The 17,299-nt window shown below is 74.1% G+C and carries 15 protein-coding genes; 11 read left to right on the top strand and 4 right to left on the bottom strand.

Going from position 1 to position 17,299, the window contains the following annotated elements:
* Nucleotides 1-1,945: 1,945 nt before the first annotated feature.
* The 8 genes from DCW30_RS14860 (at nt 1,946) to DCW30_RS14825 (ending at nt 9,759) form a co-directional block, all read left to right on the top strand.
* Nucleotides 1,946-2,188, top strand: a complete 243-nt coding sequence (locus DCW30_RS14860; protein WP_076683021.1) for a hypothetical protein — start codon at nt 1,946-1,948, stop codon at nt 2,186-2,188.
* A 181-nt stretch (nt 2,189-2,369) separates the two neighbouring features.
* The gene (locus DCW30_RS14855) at nt 2,370-2,795 is read left to right on the top strand and encodes a phage tail protein (RefSeq protein WP_062781421.1); all 426 of its coding nucleotides are present in this window, start codon (nt 2,370-2,372) and stop codon (nt 2,793-2,795) included.
* 8 nt (nt 2,796-2,803) lie between these two features.
* Nucleotides 2,804-3,532 (top strand): CIS tube protein, encoded by a 729-nt coding sequence (locus tag DCW30_RS14850; protein ID WP_076683023.1) that lies wholly within the window; start codon nt 2,804-2,806, stop codon nt 3,530-3,532.
* On the top strand, nt 3,532-5,436 hold the full coding sequence (locus DCW30_RS14845) for a VgrG-related protein (RefSeq protein WP_076683025.1): 1,905 nt from the start codon (nt 3,532-3,534) through the stop codon (nt 5,434-5,436). The genes DCW30_RS14850 and DCW30_RS14845 overlap by 1 nt, the downstream gene beginning before the upstream one ends.
* Nucleotides 5,436-5,891, top strand: a complete 456-nt coding sequence (locus tag DCW30_RS14840; protein WP_062781416.1) for a GPW/gp25 family protein — start codon at nt 5,436-5,438, stop codon at nt 5,889-5,891. The genes DCW30_RS14845 and DCW30_RS14840 overlap by 1 nt, the downstream gene beginning before the upstream one ends.
* Nucleotides 5,892-7,850 (top strand): putative baseplate assembly protein, encoded by a 1,959-nt coding sequence (locus DCW30_RS14835; RefSeq protein WP_076683027.1) that lies wholly within the window; start codon nt 5,892-5,894, stop codon nt 7,848-7,850.
* The gene (locus DCW30_RS14830; protein WP_076683029.1) at nt 7,847-8,419 is read left to right on the top strand and encodes a phage tail protein; all 573 of its coding nucleotides are present in this window, start codon (nt 7,847-7,849) and stop codon (nt 8,417-8,419) included. The genes DCW30_RS14835 and DCW30_RS14830 overlap by 4 nt, the downstream gene beginning before the upstream one ends.
* Complete coding sequence (locus tag DCW30_RS14825) at nt 8,416-9,759, top strand: NADase-type glycan-binding domain-containing protein (protein ID WP_119271198.1); 1,344 nt, start codon at nt 8,416-8,418, stop codon at nt 9,757-9,759. The genes DCW30_RS14830 and DCW30_RS14825 overlap by 4 nt, the downstream gene beginning before the upstream one ends.
* A gap of 64 nt (nt 9,760-9,823) precedes the next feature.
* Here the strand turns inward: DCW30_RS14825 and DCW30_RS14820 are convergent, their stop codons facing one another.
* Nucleotides 9,824-10,834, bottom strand: coding sequence for an NAD(P)/FAD-dependent oxidoreductase (locus DCW30_RS14820; protein WP_076683031.1), 1,011 nt, complete (start codon nt 10,832-10,834; stop codon nt 9,824-9,826).
* Between the two features lie 84 nt (nt 10,835-10,918).
* Here DCW30_RS14820 and DCW30_RS14815 point away from each other — a divergent pair, with 84 nt between their 5' ends.
* Nucleotides 10,919-11,560: a cupin domain-containing protein gene (locus tag DCW30_RS14815; RefSeq protein WP_076683033.1), complete on the top strand. Its 642-nt coding sequence runs from the start codon at nt 10,919-10,921 to the stop codon at nt 11,558-11,560.
* A 3-nt stretch (nt 11,561-11,563) separates the two neighbouring features.
* On the opposite strand, the gene DCW30_RS14810 is transcribed toward DCW30_RS14815, so the two are convergent.
* The gene (locus DCW30_RS14810) at nt 11,564-12,259 is read right to left on the bottom strand and encodes a TetR/AcrR family transcriptional regulator (protein WP_079249893.1); all 696 of its coding nucleotides are present in this window, start codon (nt 12,257-12,259) and stop codon (nt 11,564-11,566) included.
* A 171-nt stretch (nt 12,260-12,430) separates the two neighbouring features.
* Between DCW30_RS14810 and DCW30_RS14805 the strand changes: the two genes are divergently transcribed.
* Together DCW30_RS14805 and DCW30_RS14800 are read left to right on the top strand one after the other, a co-directional pair.
* Nucleotides 12,431-13,231 (top strand): SDR family NAD(P)-dependent oxidoreductase, encoded by an 801-nt coding sequence (locus tag DCW30_RS14805; RefSeq protein WP_076683035.1) that lies wholly within the window; start codon nt 12,431-12,433, stop codon nt 13,229-13,231.
* Between the two features lie 78 nt (nt 13,232-13,309).
* Nucleotides 13,310-13,765, top strand: a complete 456-nt coding sequence (locus DCW30_RS14800; RefSeq protein WP_076683037.1) for an SRPBCC family protein — start codon at nt 13,310-13,312, stop codon at nt 13,763-13,765.
* 121 nt (nt 13,766-13,886) lie between these two features.
* On the opposite strand, the gene DCW30_RS14795 is transcribed toward DCW30_RS14800, so the two are convergent.
* Both DCW30_RS14795 and DCW30_RS14790 read right to left on the bottom strand, forming a co-directional pair.
* On the bottom strand, nt 13,887-16,463 hold the full coding sequence (locus DCW30_RS14795) for an FtsX-like permease family protein (protein WP_076683039.1): 2,577 nt from the start codon (nt 16,461-16,463) through the stop codon (nt 13,887-13,889).
* Nucleotides 16,463-17,251, bottom strand: a complete 789-nt coding sequence (locus DCW30_RS14790; RefSeq protein ID WP_076683041.1) for an ABC transporter ATP-binding protein — start codon at nt 17,249-17,251, stop codon at nt 16,463-16,465. The genes DCW30_RS14795 and DCW30_RS14790 overlap by 1 nt, the downstream gene beginning before the upstream one ends.
* Between the last annotated feature and the right edge of the window lie 48 nt (nt 17,252-17,299).

Here is a 17,299-nt window from a genome sequence, read left to right as displayed (position 1 = left end):
CCCCGTCACCGTGCCTGGGGCCCCGACGTCAGTGGCGGGGGCTTCCGTGCCGGAGAGGCAGGCGGTACAACGCGAGGCCAGCGCAGCGGCTGCTTCCCGAGGCGGGGGCTTCTCCCGCGACGCGGACGCCTCCCACGGCGCGGGAACTTCCCCTGCCGGGGGCGTCACCGGAAGCTCAAGGCCTTCGCACGGCGCGAGCCCCGCCCGCGTGGCGGGGGTCTCCCCTGCCACCAAGACTGCCGCCAGCACGGACACCACCCGTGACGCGGGGGCTCTCCAGGACGCGGGCACATCCCGAAGCCTGGGGGCTTCCCGCGACGCGGGGACCTCCGACAGCCCGGGGGCTTCCCGCAACGCGGGCACCTCCCACAGCCCAGGGGCTTCCCCTGACGCAGGCACCTCCCACAGCCCAGGGACTTCCCCTGACGCAGGCACCTCCCACAGCCCAGGGACTTCCCCTGACGCAGGCACCTCCCACAGCCCAGGGACTTCCCCTCGTCGCTCGGGGCCTTCTCGCAGTGCGGGAATCTTCCGCAGCACCAAGGTCTCCCCCGGCGCGGGTGCGCCCCCTGCCGCGAGCACCCCCCTCAGCTCGAATACACCCGGCAGCGCGGCCACCACCCACGGAGCGGACGCCTCCCACGCCGCGAACGCCGCTCATCGCGCAGAGCCCTCACCACGCACGGAGCCGTCCCTCAACACGAACGCCTTCCACGGCACGGACGCCCCCCATGCCGCGAACGCCCCCCGCGGTACGGAGCCTCCGCGAAGCGCGAAGGCTCCCCGCGCCGCAGGCGCGTCGCACTTCGCGACCATCTCCCGCAGTACGGAGACCTCTGGCGGTTCGGACACACCTCGCAGCACGGAGCCGTCCCTCAGCACGAAGGCCTTCCACGGCACGGACGCCTCCGCGACCACCTCTCATCGCGCGGAGTCTTCCCTCAGCAAGCAGCCTCCCCGGAGCACGGAGAGCTCCCACGGTTCGGACACACCCCGCAGCACGGGCACTCCGCAGGAAGCGAACGCCTCCCATTCCATGAACACCGCTCATCACGCGGAGCCTTCCCGCAGCCCGGTGGTTTTCCGCAGCACGAAGACTTCCTCCGGCACGGACGCCTCCCATGCCGGAGGCAACCGCCGCGAAACCGAGCCTTCCGGCGGCCCGGAGGCCTTCCGAGGCGTCACCGCTGCCCGTGGAGCGGACGCCTCCCGCACCGAAAGCACCTCCCCCCGCTCGAAGACCCCCCACAGCAGGGGCGCTGCCGGCAGGACGAAGATTCCCCTGCCCGCGGACGCCTCCCGCAGCACGGAGGCCTCTCGCAGCACGGACATGTCCCCGAGCACGGGGACTTCCCACGGCGCGGACGCCTCCCGCACCGCGACTACCTCCCGTCACTCAAAAACTCCCCACAGCACGGGTGCCTTCGGCAGCACAGGGCTGTCCCTCAGCACCAGCACACCCCCCAGCAGCGGAACCGCCCACCACACCTACGCCTCCCGCAGCACGAAAACTCCCCGCGAGGCGGACGCCTCCCCTCTCCCCGAGGCTTCCCGCAGCGGGGGCGCCTCCCGCGTCCCAACCGCCTCCCGCCACGCGGGTATGTCCGGACCCTCCGCCGCTTCCGGCCGCCCCGTCACCCCTGCGGCCACGACCGGCCCGAAGCCGTTTCCCGTCGCGCGCGCTGTCCCGGACGGCAGGGCAGGAGCGGCCCGCACGAGTCGTCCCTCGGCCGCTCGCCTCCCCGTGGCACGGCTCACCTCACCGGCCGCCGCCCACGCCTTGCTTTACGCCGGGGCAAGCGACGCAGAAGGCACCGGCACCCCTGGGCGACCAGCCGACCCCCCGACCCCCGTCACGCCCACGCCCTCGCCCTCGCCCTCACCCACGCATACGACCCCGTCCACGCCCCCGCCGCTCCCCCCTCCAGTACGGGAACAGACGACGGTGGACGGCACCACCCCACCCCCGGCCACGGCCCCCGCCGACCGGTCATCGGCGTCGGCGGGCCCGCCCCCGGCGCGGAGCGGTGGCCCCGGCGCCGTCACCGCCTTCGACCCCCGCGCGCTGACGGACGGCCAGCTCGACGAGTTGACGCACCGTCTGATCGGCCCGCTCACCCGACTGTTGCGCGGCGAGCTGCGCGGCGACCGCGAGCGGATCGGTCAGCTACGGGACGCCCGTCGCTGACCGCGCCCGGCGGTCACGTCCAGGGGCCCCGCGGCCCGACCCCACGGGCGAGTTCACCGACCCCGACCCCGACCCACCCCACCCCCACTGACCCCGACCCACTCCACCCCGCTCCACGGCCACCCCACCCCAACCCGCCCCACCAGTTCGTCCGTCCGTCCAGAGAGAAGACCGACCAGCGATGCCCAGCGACCTCGACCCCGGTTCCACCATCTACTTCACCCTGACCATCGACGGGGAGAGCCTCGGCTACTTCAACGGATGCGAGGGCCTGGCGTCCGAGGTGGAGATGGAGCACCACCAGGAGGGTGGGAACAACGGCTTCGTGTGGCAGTTGCCCTCCCGCGTGACGCACTCCAGCATCCGCCTCACGCGGCCCCTCACGCCGGACACCGCGAAGACCGCGGCGTGGATCTCCTCGGTGGCCACCGGCATCACGCGTCCCACGGCCCAGATCGCGGCGCTGCGCGCGGACGGTTCGGTCGTGGCGCGCTGGGGGCTGATCGACGTGCTGCCCGTGCGCTGGCAGGGACCTCAACTGGATCCGGCGAGCCCGGGGGTGGCCACGGAGGTCCTGGAGATCACTCATCACGGTTTCACGAACTGAGGCTCGGCATGGCAGGCAAGACGAACAAGGCCGGAGCGGGCAAGAGCCTGGTCAAGGCGGCGCTGGCGATCCACGAACCGCCGGTCGGCCACAGCACCACGCCCGGTGCGCTGATCAGGACCTTCAGCTTCGACTTCAACCCCGCGCAGCTTGCGCTCAGCCGCCGCGCCCAGTGGAAGACCACGCCGACCGCCGCGGTACGGGACGGCGCGCTGCCGGAGTTCATGGGCCCCGAGCCGCGCGAACTGACCGTGGACATCTTCCTGGACTCCTCGAACGACCCGGGCGGTAACACCGTGCTGAAAAAGGTGGAGGCGCTGTTCTCCTGCTGCGAGGTGACGCAGAAGAGCATCGCGGCCAAGCAGCCGTCCACGCCGTGGGTGGTGTTCCAGTGGGGTTCCTTCTCCACCGCGCGCTTCACCTCGTACGTGAGCTCCGTACAGGCGACGTACACGCTGTTCGGGACCACGGGGACGCCGATCCGGGCCACCTGTCAGGTGCGCCTGCACGAGATACCCGGCAAGGCGAAGGGGCAGAACCCCACGTCGGGCGCGCTGACCGCGCAGCGCGTGCATCGGGTGGTCGCCGGTGACTCCCTCTCGTCGCTCGCCTGGCGCGAATACGGGGACGCCACCGCCTGGCGTGCCATCGCCGAGGCCAACGGCATCGACGACCCGACACGGCTGGCGCCGGGCGCCGAACTGGTGCTGCCCGCCGGCGAGGAGGTGAACGGCTGATGGCGCAGTCGGCGTTCTCCAGCGTCATCGACGTCCGTGTCGGCGGCAAGGTGCTGCCCGCGCCGATCGCCCCGCTGCTGGTGGGCGGCTGGGTGGATCTCGGCGCCGGGGTGCCGGGTGCCTTCCGGCTGACCTTCCGCGACCCGCGCCGGAAGGTCCTCGGCGAGTTGGGGGCCACGATCGGCAGCAAAGTGGTTCTCGCCCCCGTCGCCGACGGCAAGGGCGCCTCGCGTCCGCTGCTGACCGGCGAGGTCACCGCCCTGGAGACGGAGTACGACGGAACGGGCACCTTCACGGTGGTGCGCGGTTACGACCCGGGCCACCGTCTCCTGCGCCAGCGCCGGGTGGCCGCCTACCGCAACCAGACGGCGTCCGACATCGCCCGCAAGCTGGCCGGCCTCAACGGCATCGCCATCGGCAAGGTGGGCGCCACCAAGACGGTGTACGAGTTCATCAGCCAGGCGAACGTGAGCGACTGGGACTTCCTGTCCCGGCTCGCCGACGAGAACGAGATGGTGATGTCCCTGGACTCCGAGGGGCGGTTCCGGTTCGTGACGCCCGATCCGGCGTCGGGCGCGCCCGCGGTGAGCACCCCCGGCGACAAGAGTCCCTTCGTCCTCCAGGCGGGCACGGACGTGCTGCGCTGCCGGGCCGCGGTCACCTCGGCCGACCAGGTCGCCCGGGTCGAGGCGCGCGGCTGGGACGTCCTGGCGAAGAAGCCGCTCACGGCCACCTCGCCCGCCCTGTCGAACACCGCCGTCAGCATCGGCACCACACCGGGCAGGGCGGGCGGGGCGTTCAAGTCCGCCACCCTCGTGGAGACCCACATCCCGTACGACCGGCAGACGGAGGTCGGGCACGCGGCGGCGTCCCTCGCCGACGACGTCACCTCCGCCTTCGCCGAGCTGGAGGTGACGGTCCGGGGCAACCCCGCCCTGCGCCCGGGGGCGCCGGTGGCCCTCACGGACGTGGGCAAGCCCTTCGAGGGCAAGTACACCGTGACGTCGGTGCGCCATGTCTTCGGCGACGGACGGCACTACGAGACGTGGGTGACGGTCAGCGGACGGCAGTGGCGCTCGCTGTACGGGCTGGCCTCCGGCCCGGGCGGCGCCGCCTCCTCCCCACGGCTTCCGGGTGTGGCGAACGCCCTGGTGACAGATGTGCAGGACCCGCTGAAGGCGGGCCGGGTCAAGCTTCAGTTCCCGTGGCTCGACGACACCTACGTCAGCGACTGGACGCGGACGGTGCAGATGGGCGGCAAGGCGGGCGGCGGCGTCTTCCCGCTGGACGTCGGCGACGAGGTGCTCGTGGGCTTCGACCGGGGCGCCCTCGACCATCCCTTCGTCATCGGCGGGCTCTACAACGGCAAGGACAGGCCGACCGCCGTCAAGGACGTGCCGCTGCACGACGGCGTGAAGAAGCAGGCGGCGCGGCACACCCTGTCCGACCGGCAGGGCAACCGCGTGGACCTGCTCAGCCAGCGGACGGGCGCCCGCAGGCAGGGAGTGCGGCTCGCGAGCGGCGACGACCGGCTGACCATCCACCTCGACCGGACGAAGACCGAGATCACCGTCGACAGCAAGGGCGCCGTGAGCATCCGCGGCAGCCGGTCGGTGTCGGTCGACGCGGGCACCGACCTCACCCTGTCCGCGCGCCGTTCGCTGAGCATCAAGAGCGGTGGCACGCTCACGATCACGGGCCGGGGACCGGTCAACCTGTCCTCCACGACCGGCCCCGTGAACGTGGACGCCAAGGGCGCGCTGAGCCTCAAGTCGCTCGGCGCCGCGTCCCTTTCGGCGACCGCGAGCGTCCAGGTCAACTCGGTGGCCAACGTCAGCATCCGCGGCGTGACCCTGCCGCTGACGGGTCTCGTCACGATCAACGGAAAGCCGGTGCCGCTGTAATGGCCCAACAGTTCGTCGGATCCGGGTGGGCGTTCCCGCTGAGGATCGGCCCCACCGGGGGCATCGCCCTGGTCAGCGGGGAACGGGAGATCGAGGAGGCCATCCGGCTGGTGCTCGCCACCGCGCCGGGCGAGCGGCCGATGCGCCCCGAGTTCGGCTGCGCCATCCACGACCTGGTCTTCGCCCCCGTCAACGAGGCCACGGCCGGCCGCATCCAGCACGAGGTGCACGCGAGCCTGGACCGCTGGGAGCCGCGCGTCGAGGTCGGCGAGGTGGAAGTGACCGCGGGCGCGGAACAGGGCGTGCTCTTCATCGACGTGCGCTACACGATCCGCGGCACCAACAACCCCCGCAGCCTGGTCTTCCCCTTCTACGTCATCCCCTCCCACGACGATTCACCGGACGGAGCCGCGGGCCGGGAACTGCCCGCCCCGGCCGCAGAAAGCGACCATTAGATGGCACTGCCCTCCCCGAACCTGGACGACCGCCGCTTCCAGCAGTTCGTCGACGACGCCAAGCGCTACATCCAGCAGCGCGCTCCGGAGTGGACCGACCACAACGTGTCCGACCCCGGTGTCACCCTGGTCGAGACGGTCGCCCACATGGCCGACCAGATCGTCTACCGCCTCAACCGCGTGCCGGAGAAGAACTACCTGGCCTTCCTCGACCTCGTGGGCATCACCCTCTTCCCCCCGAGGGCGGCCCGCACCGACGTCACCTTCTGGCTGTCGGCGCCGCTGGAGGAGACGCTCGTGGTGCCCGCGGGCACCGAGACGGCGACGCTTCGGACCGAGGGCGAGGAGGCGGTCGTCTTCACGACCGGGACCGATCTGCCGGTGGTGTCGTGCGGTCTCGACCGGCTGCAGGTGCACCGGGCCGGTGAGGCCGTGGCCGACGTGACCGACGACCTCGACGCGGGCAAGGACGTGCACTGCTTCTCCGAGTCGCCGCGCCCCGACGACTGCGTGCTGCTCGGCCTGACCGCGGCCGTGCCGCACTGCGCCGTCGTGCTGGACCTGGACAGCCGGGTCGACGGTGTCGGCGTCGACCCGCGCCAGCCCCCGCTGGTGTGGGAGGCGTGGACCGAGGACGGGTGGACGGCGTGCGAGGTCGACCGGGACGGCACCGGCGGTCTGAACCGGCCGGGCGAGGTGGTGCTGCACGTCCCCGGCGGGCACACCGTGTCCCGGTCGGCGGGGCGCGAGGCGGGCTGGCTGCGCTGCCGGGTCACCGAACCGCGGGCCGGGCAGCCCTTCTACGCCCTGTCGCCCACGGTCCGGGCGGCGGAGGCCTTCACCATCGGCGGCACCACCACGGCCGTCCACGCCGAGACGGTGCGGGACGAGCCGCTCGGGGAGTCGACCGGGCTGCCGGGGCAGCGGATGCGGCTGGCCCACGCACCGGTCGTGGACGACCGGCCGCCGCTGCGCCTGCAGATCGCGGAGGACGGGGGGTGGCGGGACTGGGAGGTGGTCACCGACTTCGCCGCGTCAGGACCCGCCGACCGGCACGTGACCCTGGACGCCACGACCGGCGAGGTGGCCTTCGGCCCGGCCGTGCGGGAGCCCGACGGCACGCTCCGGCAGTACGGCGCGGTCCCGCCCAAGGGGGCGGCGGTGCGGGCACGGCTCTACCGCACGGGCGGCGGGCGGGCCGGCAACGTCGCACGGGGCGCCGTTCGGGTGCTGCGCGGTTCGCTGCCCTACGTGGCCGAGGTCGTCAACCGCGAGGCCGCCCGCGGCGGGGTCGACGGCGAGACCGTGGAGGAGGCCAAGGTCCGCGCACCCGTCACGCTGCGCGCGCAGGAACGTGCGGTGACCTTGCGCGATTACGAGGAACTGGTGCGGCGCGCGGCGCCCGACACGGCCCGGATCACCTGCCTGGCGGGCGAGGAGACCGAGTACGGCGCGCACGCCGTGCGGGTGCTCGTCGTCCCGCAGGCCGTGCCCGACCCCGGCGGGCGGCTCCGCTTCGAGCAACTCGTCCCGGATGACGCGCTGTTGCGCCGCATCACCCGGTTCCTGGACGAGCGGCGCCTCATCGGGACGCGGGTGGCGGTGGGGCCGCCGTTCTACCAGGGCGTCACCGTCGTGACGACCGTGCACGCCTTCCGGGGCACGGACACCGACCGGGTGCGCCGCCGGGCCCTCGACGCCCTCTACCGCCACCTCGATCCGCTGACCGGCGGCAGCGAGGGCACGGGCTGGCCCTTCGGCCGTCCCGTGCAGGCGGGAGAGATCTTCGCCGTGCTCCAGCGCGTGCCGGGTGTCGAACTCGTCGACGAGGTGAAGCTGTATCCCGCCGATCCGCTGACCGGCCGCCGCGGTGAGCCGACCGACCGCATCCCACTGGCCCCACCCGCCCTGGTGTTCTCCTTCGACCACCGGGCCCGTGTCATCGGGGACAACACGTGAGGGGCTCCGTCGACGGACTCGCGTCGTCGCTGCCGATCGGTGAACAGCTTCCCGCCGTGTTCGCGGAGGACGAGCTGGCACAGCGCTTCGTGGAGGGGCTGGACGAGGTCCTGGCCCCGATCCTGGCCGTCCTCGACTGCCTGGACGCCTACTTCACGCCCTCCCTCGCGCCCGTGGACCACACCCGGTGGCTGGGCGGCTGGGTCGGCGCGGAGACCGACGGCGGCGAACCGGAGGACCGGCTGCGCCGCGCGGTCGCCGCCGCGGCCCGGCTGCACCGCATCCGCGGCACGCGTGAGGGGCTCGCGGAGGCGGTGCGGCTCGGTTTCGGCGTCGTGCCCGACATCAGCGAGAGCGGTGGCGCGGCATGGAGCTCCGAGCCGCTCGGGCCCGTTCCGGGCGCCGCCCGTCCTCATCTGACGGTCACGCTCCGGCTGCCCCGGCCGACCCCCGCCGACCGCCACCGCCTCGACGTCCTCGTGGCGGCCGCCCGCCCCGCCCACATGCCCTACACCACCGAAGTCATCGCCACCGATGGCACCGCCACCGAAGGGAATCAGCCCTCATGACCAGTCAGGCCCCGCGCTCCACGGAAGGGGCACGCACGTGCGGCGAGTGCGGCAGCACGGCCGATCCGGACGAGCCGTTCTGCGAGGCGTGCGGCGCCGTGCTGAGCTGGGGCGGCGCCGCACGGCCCGTCCCCCCGTCCACCGCTCAGGAGCCGCCCGCCACGGCGGCCGCCGTGCCGCCCGCCGGTGACGGCGCCGGCACGGCGCCGGAAGCAGGGCGAGGACGCCCCGCGGAGACCCCGGCCGGACCGACGGCGCCGCGGGCTCCCGCCGCCGGCACACCTTCGGCGGCGCCGGACGGTGCACGGCCCGACGCCCCGGCCGACGAGCCCACCGCCGGGGAGACTCCCGCCGATGCGTCGGGAACACCGGACCCGTCCAACCGGGACCGCACGGCCGCCGTCCCCGCCCCCGCGCCCGCCCCGTCGCCGGACGCGATCGCGTCCGCGACCACGCGGGCCCGCAACCTGATCGTGCCTGTTCCTGACCGGCGCCCGCGGCAGGCTTCTCCCGAGGTCACCCCGGTGCTGCCGGGGCGCCCCGAGGCCCAGCCGCTGCGGGTGCGCGCCCCGGGGCGGCCCGACGCCGTCCCGGACGGCGTCCCCTGCCCGTGGTGCGCCACCGGCAACGCACCGGACCGTCACTTCTGCGACCGCTGTGCCATGCCCATGTCCGGCGCCTCCGGTGACGCGGCGGCGCCTGTGTGGTGGCGCCGCCTGCTCGACCGGCGGGACCGGCCCGCGCCATGGGCGGGTGACCGCCCGCGGCTGCGGTTCGGGCTGGACCGCGTCGGCACCTGGCTGTCCGCGGCGCTGGTGCTGGCGCTCGTCGCCTGCGCGGTGCTGTACACCGGCCCGGCCGTCGATGCGGTCCGCGACCACTTCGCCAAGCGGGCGCCCGTCGCTCCCGACGATGTCCGCGCGTCCAGGTCGTACGCGAAGCACGGCGCCCCGCTCGCCTTCGACCGGCTCAACAACACCTGGTGGGGTCCGGGGGTGTCGCAGGCGGGCGACGGCGACTGGCTGGAGGCCCGCTTCGGCAGGCCCACCCGGCTGCTCGACCTCATCATCACGCCCGGGGTGTCCACCAGGGGCGACGAGCTGGACAAGTCGGCCCAGCCGCATCACGTCGACGCCGTCATCACCACGGCGAAGGGGAAGAAGGTGACGCGCAGGCTCACCCTCGACCAGGGGGCGGGTGCGCAGCGCAGGCGCTTCACGGTGGGTGAGGTCACCTCCGTACGGCTCGTCGTCCGCTCGGCGCACCACGCCTCCGCCGACAAGCAACTGGCCATCGCGGAGGTCGAGTTCTTCGGTCCGTCCAGCGCGAACAACGGCTGACGCAGGCGTTCCCGCGGTGGCCGCCCGGTCGACGGCCACCGCGGGAGGCGGTCACGGCGGCGGACTACACTCCCCCGCCACCCGCCGGGCCGGCCGCGGCCGCCATGGTCCTCCGGGTGTCCTCGGTGATGAGGTCGAGGTTGAGGGCGGCGGCCGCCTTCAGCCCGGCGGCCGCCGAGCCGATGGCGGTCTCCGTGAGGCTGGTGACGTTGCCGGCCGCGTACACCCCGGCCACGCTGGTCGCTCCCTGCGGGTCGGTCACGACGTGGGTGCCCGCGACCTGGCCGAAGAGCCGGAGTTCCGCGGTCTCCAGGCCCAGCCCGCCGAGTCCGCCGAGGCGGGCGGTGAAGCGCGGGGCGACCACCAGGCGGTCGACGTCCGTGCGGCGCCCGTCGGCCAGGACGACCCCGCCGAGGCGGTCCCCGTCGGCGTCGAGGTGCGACACCCGCCCCTCCACCACCCGCACGTCCCGCGCGGCGAGCCGGGCGCGCGCCAGGTCGTCGGGGAGGGGCGCGGTGTGGGTGAACAGCGTGATGTCCGCGCTCCACTGGCTCCACAGCAGCGCCTGTTCCACGCCGACCGGTCCGGTGGCCAGCACCCCGATCGCCCGGTCACGCACCTCCCAGCCATGGCAGTAGGGGCAGTGCAGCACCTCGGTGGCCCAGCGTTCGGCCACACCCGGCACGTCGGGGAGTTCGTCCACCAGGCCGGTGGCCAGGAGCAGGCGGCGTGCCCGTACGACGGCGCCCGTGTCGAGCGCGGCCTCGAAGATCCCGTCCGCGCCGCGCTTCGCCGCGACGACCGACGCCTCGGCCGTGTGCGTGCCGAAGTCCGCGGCCTCGCGCCGGGCGATGGCGAGGAAGTCGGCGGGGGCGATGCCCTCGTGACCGAGGTAGTTGTGCATGCTGTGCGCGGGGGCGTTGCGCTGCCGCCCGGCGTCGATCAGCAGGACGGTGCGGCGGGCCCGCGCCAGGGTGAGCGCCGCGTTCAGTCCGGCCGCGCCGCCGCCGACCACGACGGCGTCGTACACACGGGCCCGGGCGTCGGCGTGGGTGCCGGTGTGGGTGTGGGTCATGGGGGTTCCTTCCGTTCGGCGGTGATCCTGCGGCCTGCCGCCGACGGCGCCCAAGGCCTCTTGCCGGTTTGGCAAGATGCGGGGGTGAACCACCGTGACCTGGAAGAAGTGCTGAGCGGAGTCGGGGGCCGGCTGCGGACGCTGCGGCAGCAGCGGCACGCGACACTGGACGACATCAGCGAGCGCAGCGGCATCTCGCCGAGCACGCTGTCGCGGCTGGAGTCCGGGCGGCGCAAGTACACCCTCGATCTGCTGCTGCCGCTCGCGGCGGCCTACGGCCTGCCGCTCGACGAACTCGTGGGCGCGCCCGTGACGGGCGACCCGCGCCTCCACCTGCGCCCCGTGGCCGTGTCCGGGCAGGACCAGACGGTTCTCCCGCTGGTGCGTCACTACGGCGGCCCCCGTGCCCACAAGCACGTGCTGCCGACGGGCACGACGACCGCGTCCGGCGGGGGCCCGCACACCCATGAGGGCCATAGCTGGGTCTACGTCCTGCACGGGCGGCTGCGCATCACCGCGAGCTCCCGGCAGGTGGTCCTGGCGGCCGGGGAGGCGGCGGAGTTCGACACCCGGCTGCCGCACACGCTGGGCAACGCCGGTGACCGGCCCGTCGAGTTCCTGAGCCTCTTCGGCCCCCAGGGCGAGCGGATGCGCACCGTCACCACGTGGGAGGAGCTGCCCGGCCGGGCGCCCGGCGGCGCCGGGGGCGTCGCGGCGCGGGGGTGACGGTCAGCGGGCGGCGGGTGCGGGCGGCGGGGGGCTGCCGAAGACGCCGCGGATCCAGACCTCGGCCAGGGCCGCCACCCGCTCCTCGTCGGTGACGAGCGGCGCCATGCCGAGGAGGGCCGCGTAGAGGTTGCGCTCGCTCATCCACACCAGCGTGGTGGCGAGCGTGGCCGCGTCGACGCCCGCCGGGGCCCGGCCGCTCGCGCGCTCCCGCTCGATCCACACCGTGGCGGGCCGGATGAACAGATCGAGCAGTTCGGCGTAGACGGCGCGCAGTTCGGCGTCGGAGGCCATGGCGTCGGACGCGGCAAGGACCACGGCCGCGTGCTCGCGCCACAGGGCCAGGATCTCGGCGTAGTTGGCGGCGAAGGTGCGCTGGGGCGCGGGGTCCGCGTCCATGGTGGTGAAACCGCGCAGGGCGATCTCCAGCTTGTCGTGCATGACGCGTTCCAGGAGCGCGGCCAGCAGGGAGTGCTTGGTCTCGAAGTAGAAGTAGAAGGTCGGCCGCGAGATGCCGGCCCGGGTGGCCAGCTCGCCCACGGAGATGTCCGCGAAGGGCTTCTCGGCGATCAGCGTCTCGGCGGCGGAGAGCAGCGCCTCAAGGCGCCGGTCGCCCCGGCTCGCGGGTCGGGTCCAGCTACGGGCCTGCGGCTCGGCCCGGTCGTGGGCCGCGCTGCTGTCGGGGCGTCGTGCCGCCACGCGGACTTCCTTTCGTCTGCCCTCGGACCGGTGGGATCGCGCCGGCGCGGGCGTGAGCCATCGTATCCACGTACCGGACTCAACAGGTGTTGGTTTACGCTGACACTTGTTGACCGCGCGCCTCGAAGGTGCGACGCGGCACCGGCATGCCCGTTTCTGAAAGGCACTCACATGGCAACCGTCCTGATCACCGGAGCGTCCGACGGGCTCGGCCGAGCACTGGCCGAGGACCTCGCCGCAGCCGGACACCGGCTGCTGCTGCACGGCAGGAACCCGGAGCGGCTGGCGCAGGTCGCCGCGGCGACCGGCGGAGAGGTCTTCATCGCCGACTTCGCCTCACTGGCCGAGGTGAGACGTCTCGCGGCGGACGTCGCCGCCCGCCACAGCCGGCTCGACGTCCTGGTGAACAACGCCGGCGTGGGCTTCGAGGTCGGCAGCACCAGCCGCGAGACCTCGGCCGACGGCCATGAACTGCGGCTGGCCGTCAACCACCTCGCCCCGGCCCTCCTCACCGAAGAACTGCTTCCCCTGCTGCGCCGGTCGGCGCCCGCCCGGATCGTCAACGTCGCCTCCGTCGGACAGCAGTTGTTCGACTTCGACGACCCCCAGCACGAGCGGGACTTCTCCCAGGCCGACGCCTACTGCCGCTCCAAGCTGGCGATGATCAGCCACACGGCGCACCTCGCCGCACGGCTGGCGGGGACCGGGGTCACCGTCAACGCCCTCCACCCGGCGACGTTCATGGCGACGACGATGACCAAGGCGTCCGGCGTGGACGCGCAGGAACCGCTGGAGAAGGGCGTCGCGGCCACCCGCCGCCTCGTGGACCACCCCGACCTCGCCGCGGTGACCGGAGCCTACTTCCACAGCGAGGAGCCGAGCTCTCCCTCGGACCCCCTGGCACTCGACGACGCGTACACGGACCGGCTGGCCGCCCTCACCCGCCGCCTGATCGACGCCTCGGCCGTCTGACGTCCCTGCGCGCCCCTCACCCACCCGCCCTCGCGGACACCACCCCGCGAGGCGGCACGTCACACCAGGAGCACCTTCATGGCACACACCTTCACCAGCGCCGTCGTCCCCGCCACCGCGGACGCCGTCTGGCGGGCGGTCCGCCCCTTCGACGGTCTCGGCGGCTGGCACCCGGCCATCGACACCTGCGTGCTCAAGGAGGGCGGACCGACCACGGTCGGCTCCCTGCGGCAGCTCCGGTTCGCGGACGGCCTCACCGTGGTGACCGAGCGCCTGACCGCCCTCGACGACACCGCCCGCACCTTCACCTACGAACTGGTCGAGCACCCCTTCCCGGTGCGGCGCAGCGTCTCGACCCTGCGGGTCACCCCGGTCACGGACACCGGCGAGGCGTTCGTCGAGTGGTGGGCCGACTCCGTGGAGGAAGCGGCCGACTCCGCCGGCGCCCAGGCCCTCGTACGGGAGCTGTACGGCAACGGTCTGGCCGCTCTGCGGCAGCGCTTCGCGCCGGCGCGGGACACCCTCACCGGCTGACCGGTCGCGCAAAGTGCCCCACCGCTCGCGTGGACGCGCGTCACCGGCACGGCCCGACCGGCCCGCCGATGACGCGCGTCCCGCCATGTCCGGGGCACTCACCCCGGGGCTGCCGCCCCCGTCACTCCTTCCTCCCGACGGCGTCCACCGGACGGGCCCGGAGCATCAGCCGGGTGGGCAGCATCGCTCCCGCCACGGCGAGCAGCGCCGTCGATCCGACGATCGCCAGCCAGCCGAGCACCGGCATCGTCGGCGCCGGACCGCCGGTCAGGGCCAGCGCGACCAGGGCCAGCGGCGGGACCGACAGCAGGGCGCCGAGGACGCCTCCGACGGCCGCCACCGTGAGGCTCTCCCACCGGACCATCCTCCGCACCTGGGAACGGCTGCTGCCGGTCAGCCGCAGCAGCGCGAACTCGCGGCGGCGGCTCGCGGTGTTCATCGCCTGCGTGTTGACGACCGTCAGAGCGGTGTAGGCGATGATGACGCCGACCACCACATAGTTCACCCAGGCCATCGCCCGCTGCTCCGCGACCTGGGCGTCGACCGCCAGCGCCCCCCTCAGTGCGGTGCCCGGGTAGGCCCTGGCCAGCGCGGCGAGCTCCCGTGCGGTGTCGTCGACGGCGCCGGCCGCCGAGCGGATCAGCACCGACTGGTCCACGCCCGCGGTCGTGTGGGCCAGGAGCAGGTCGTGGTCGAAGGTGAGGTCGGCGAAGCCGAGGCCGCGGTCGTACACGGCGATCACCTCACCGGTGAAGGGCGTGCCGTCCCCGAGGCGCAACTGGGCCCGGTCCCCGACGCCGAGCCCCAGCCACGAGGCCGCCGTGGAACTGAGGGCGACCGTGTCGGGGGCGAGGGCGGACAGGTCTCCCTCACGGGCGTCCAGGTCGACGGTGGCGGCCAGGGCCGACGGCTTCAGGCCCTGCGCGCTCAGGGAGACGGCCTCCTCCGTGCCGAGCAGCGAGCCCACGCCGATCGCCTTGGACCGGACCACGCCGGTGGCGGCCGTCACGCCGGGCAGCCCGGCGGCCCGTTCCGCGAGGCCGGTCGGCACGCCCGCGGGGGAGGTGAGGACGTGATCGGCCACCGTGCCGGAACGGACCTCGTCGGCGGCCCGGCTCAACTGGGTGGTCTGGGTGAAGACGACCGTCGCGGCGAAGGAGACCGCGAGGACTAGCGGGGTCACGGCGGCCGCGGTCCGCGCGGCCCGGGCCCGGGAGTTCGCCGCCGCCAGCCAGCCGGTGACACCGGTACGGACGAGCAGCGGGGTGAGGAGGGCCACGGCGGCACGGCTGATCAGCGGGCCGAGGACGGCGGCGGTGATGACCAGCAGCAGCACCAGGGAGTTGGCGAGGCCGACCAGGGTGAGGAAGTCGGTGCGGTGACCGAGGCCGAGACCCAGTACGGAGACGGCCAGGGCGAGCAGGACGCCGCCGGTCACCAGCCGCCCGCGGCCGAGCCGGGCGGGTTCGGCCGACGCCTCGCGCAGCGCCTCGGTGGGGCGGACGCGGGCCGCCCGCCGGGCCGCGACGAAGGCCGCGGCCACCGCGGTCAGGACCGTGGCGCCCACGGCGGCGAGGAACGGCAGTGGACCCACGACCGGCCGGAAGTCCGGTGGCACCAGACCGCGTCCGGCGAACTGGCCGCTCAGCCAGTACACGACCCCGACGCCGAGCGGGCAGCCGAGCACGCCCGCGACGAGGCCGGCCGCGGCGGACTCCGCCGTGATCATGCGGTGGAGCTGGCCGGGTGTGGTGCCCACGGCGCGCAGCAGGGCCATCTCCCGGCGGCGGTGGCGGACGGCGAGGGAGGTCGTGGCGCACAGCACGAACACGGCCACGAGCAGGACGTTGCCGCCGATGGCGGTGGCGAGTTCCACCAGGTTGGCCGCGCCGACCGCGATGTCGGTGAACTCCGCCTCACCGCGCCCGTCGCCCGTGTACACGGCCGCGCGGTGCCCCGCCAGCGCCCGTTCGACGCCGGAGGCCACCGCCGAGGCGGGGGCGCCGGGTTCGGTGAACACCCCGAAGGCGTCGACGGCCCCGCCCGACCGGGGCGCGAGCCGCTGCATCGCGGCCGCGGGGGCGAACAGCACCGACTGCCGCGGCGTACGGCGGTCGTCGAGTGCCACGAGCCCGGACACCTCGAAGGTGAGCGGGGTGGACGACGTCATGAGCCGTACGCCGTCGCCGGTCCGCAGCCCGGCCCTGGCAGCGAGGTCGGCGTCCAGGACCACTTGGCGCGAGCCCTGGGGGCCGTGCCCCTCCACGAGGCGGAATCCTCCGAGGACGCGGCTGCTCCAGGTGTGCGCCTGCGGCGCGGCGCCGTTCGCGCCGGTCACGGTCCGGTGCCCGGCCACCAGCCGGACCGTGGCCCGGCGGTCGGGCACCACGGAGGCGACCCCGTCGACCGCGGCGATGTCGCGGACCAGGGCGGCGTCGAGGCGCGGCCGCTCGGGCAGCGGCCGGGAGCTGCGGTAGTCGGACCCGTCGGCGGACTTCACGTCGAGGTCGACGGAGTGCCGCCCCGCGACGATCACCGGGGCCTTCTCGTACCGCTCGGGGGGCAGGGCGGAGCGCAGCCCCGACTCCAGGAGGACGCCGCAGGCGCTGATCACGGCCGCGCCCACCAGGAGGGCGGCGAACGTGGCGGCGAAGGCGCCGCCGCGGGCGCGCAGTGTGGCGAGGGCGATGCGCAGCATCAGTGGGCCCTCCGCAGCTCGGACATGACGCTCTTGACCTGTTCGGCGGAGGGCGCGTCCAGCCGGCGCGCCACGCGTCCGCCCGCCAGGAAGACGACCCGGTCGGTGCGCCGGGCCGCGGCGGGGTCGTGCGTGACCATGACGACGGTCTGGTGCAGGTCGGTCACCGCCTGGCGGAGCAGGGCGAGGATGTCGTCGGCCGTGTCCGGGTCGAGGGCGCCGGTCGGCTCGTCCGCGAAGATCACCTCGGGGCGGGTGATGAGGGCGCGTGCGATGGCGACCCGCTGCTGCTGTCCGCCGGAGAGTTCCGCGGGGCGGCGGCCGAGGAGCCCCGTGAGACCCACCGCCGCCGTGACCCCGCGGACCGAGTCGTGGTCCGTGCCCGCCCCCGCCAGTCGCAGCGGCAGGGTGATGTTCTGCTCCACGGTGAGCGAGGACAGCAGGTTGAAGGACTGGAAGACGAAGCCGATGCGGGTCCTGCGGAACCGGGTCAGCTCCTTCTCGTCCAGCTCGCCGAGGTCCTCGCCGCCGAGCCGGACGGTTCCGGACGTCGGCCGGTCGAGTCCGGCCGCGCAGTGCAGGAAGGTGCTCTTCCCCGAGCCGGACGGGCCCATGACGGCGGTGAAGCTGCCGGCCGCGATGCCGGCGCTGACGTCGTCGAGTGCGACGACCGCGGACGGCCCCCGGCCGTACTCCTTGGTCACCTGCGTCAGCCGTACGGCGCTCCGTGACGGGTCGATGCCGATGGGGGTGCCGGACGGAGTTCTCCGGCCGCGTGCTCCGAGCATGGGGGAACCTCTGGGTGGATTGCGGGTGGTGGTCCCCCAAGTCCACCG

The sequence above is a fragment of the Streptomyces alfalfae genome (assembly GCF_004127445.1).
Classification (GTDB): domain Bacteria; phylum Actinomycetota; class Actinomycetes; order Streptomycetales; family Streptomycetaceae; genus Streptomyces; species Streptomyces alfalfae.
The sequence above is the reverse complement of the archived record's forward strand: the minus strand, read 5'-3'. Positions and strand labels throughout refer to the sequence as shown.

Bases quoted from the DNA above. Each gene is read 5' to 3' on its own strand.
- DCW30_RS14855 (WP_062781421.1), top strand. From the start codon at position 2,370: ATGCCCAGCGACCTCGACCCCGGTTCCACCATCTACTTCACCCTGACC.
- DCW30_RS14850 (WP_076683023.1), top strand. From the start codon at position 2,804: ATGGCAGGCAAGACGAACAAGGCCGGAGCGGGCAAGAGCCTGGTCAAG.
- DCW30_RS14845 (WP_076683025.1), top strand. From the start codon at position 3,532: ATGGCGCAGTCGGCGTTCTCCAGCGTCATCGACGTCCGTGTCGGCGGC.
- DCW30_RS14840 (WP_062781416.1), top strand. From the start codon at position 5,436: ATGGCCCAACAGTTCGTCGGATCCGGGTGGGCGTTCCCGCTGAGGATC.
- DCW30_RS14835 (WP_076683027.1), top strand. From the start codon at position 5,892: ATGGCACTGCCCTCCCCGAACCTGGACGACCGCCGCTTCCAGCAGTTC.
- DCW30_RS14825 (WP_119271198.1), top strand. From the start codon at position 8,416: ATGACCAGTCAGGCCCCGCGCTCCACGGAAGGGGCACGCACGTGCGGC.
- DCW30_RS14820 (WP_076683031.1), bottom strand. From the start codon at position 10,834: ATGACCCACACCCACACCGGCACCCACGCCGACGCCCGGGCCCGTGTG.
- DCW30_RS14805 (WP_076683035.1), top strand. From the start codon at position 12,431: ATGGCAACCGTCCTGATCACCGGAGCGTCCGACGGGCTCGGCCGAGCA.
- DCW30_RS14800 (WP_076683037.1), top strand. From the start codon at position 13,310: ATGGCACACACCTTCACCAGCGCCGTCGTCCCCGCCACCGCGGACGCC.
- DCW30_RS14795 (WP_076683039.1), bottom strand. From the start codon at position 16,463: ATGCTGCGCATCGCCCTCGCCACACTGCGCGCCCGCGGCGGCGCCTTC.
- DCW30_RS14790 (WP_076683041.1), bottom strand. From the start codon at position 17,251: ATGCTCGGAGCACGCGGCCGGAGAACTCCGTCCGGCACCCCCATCGGC.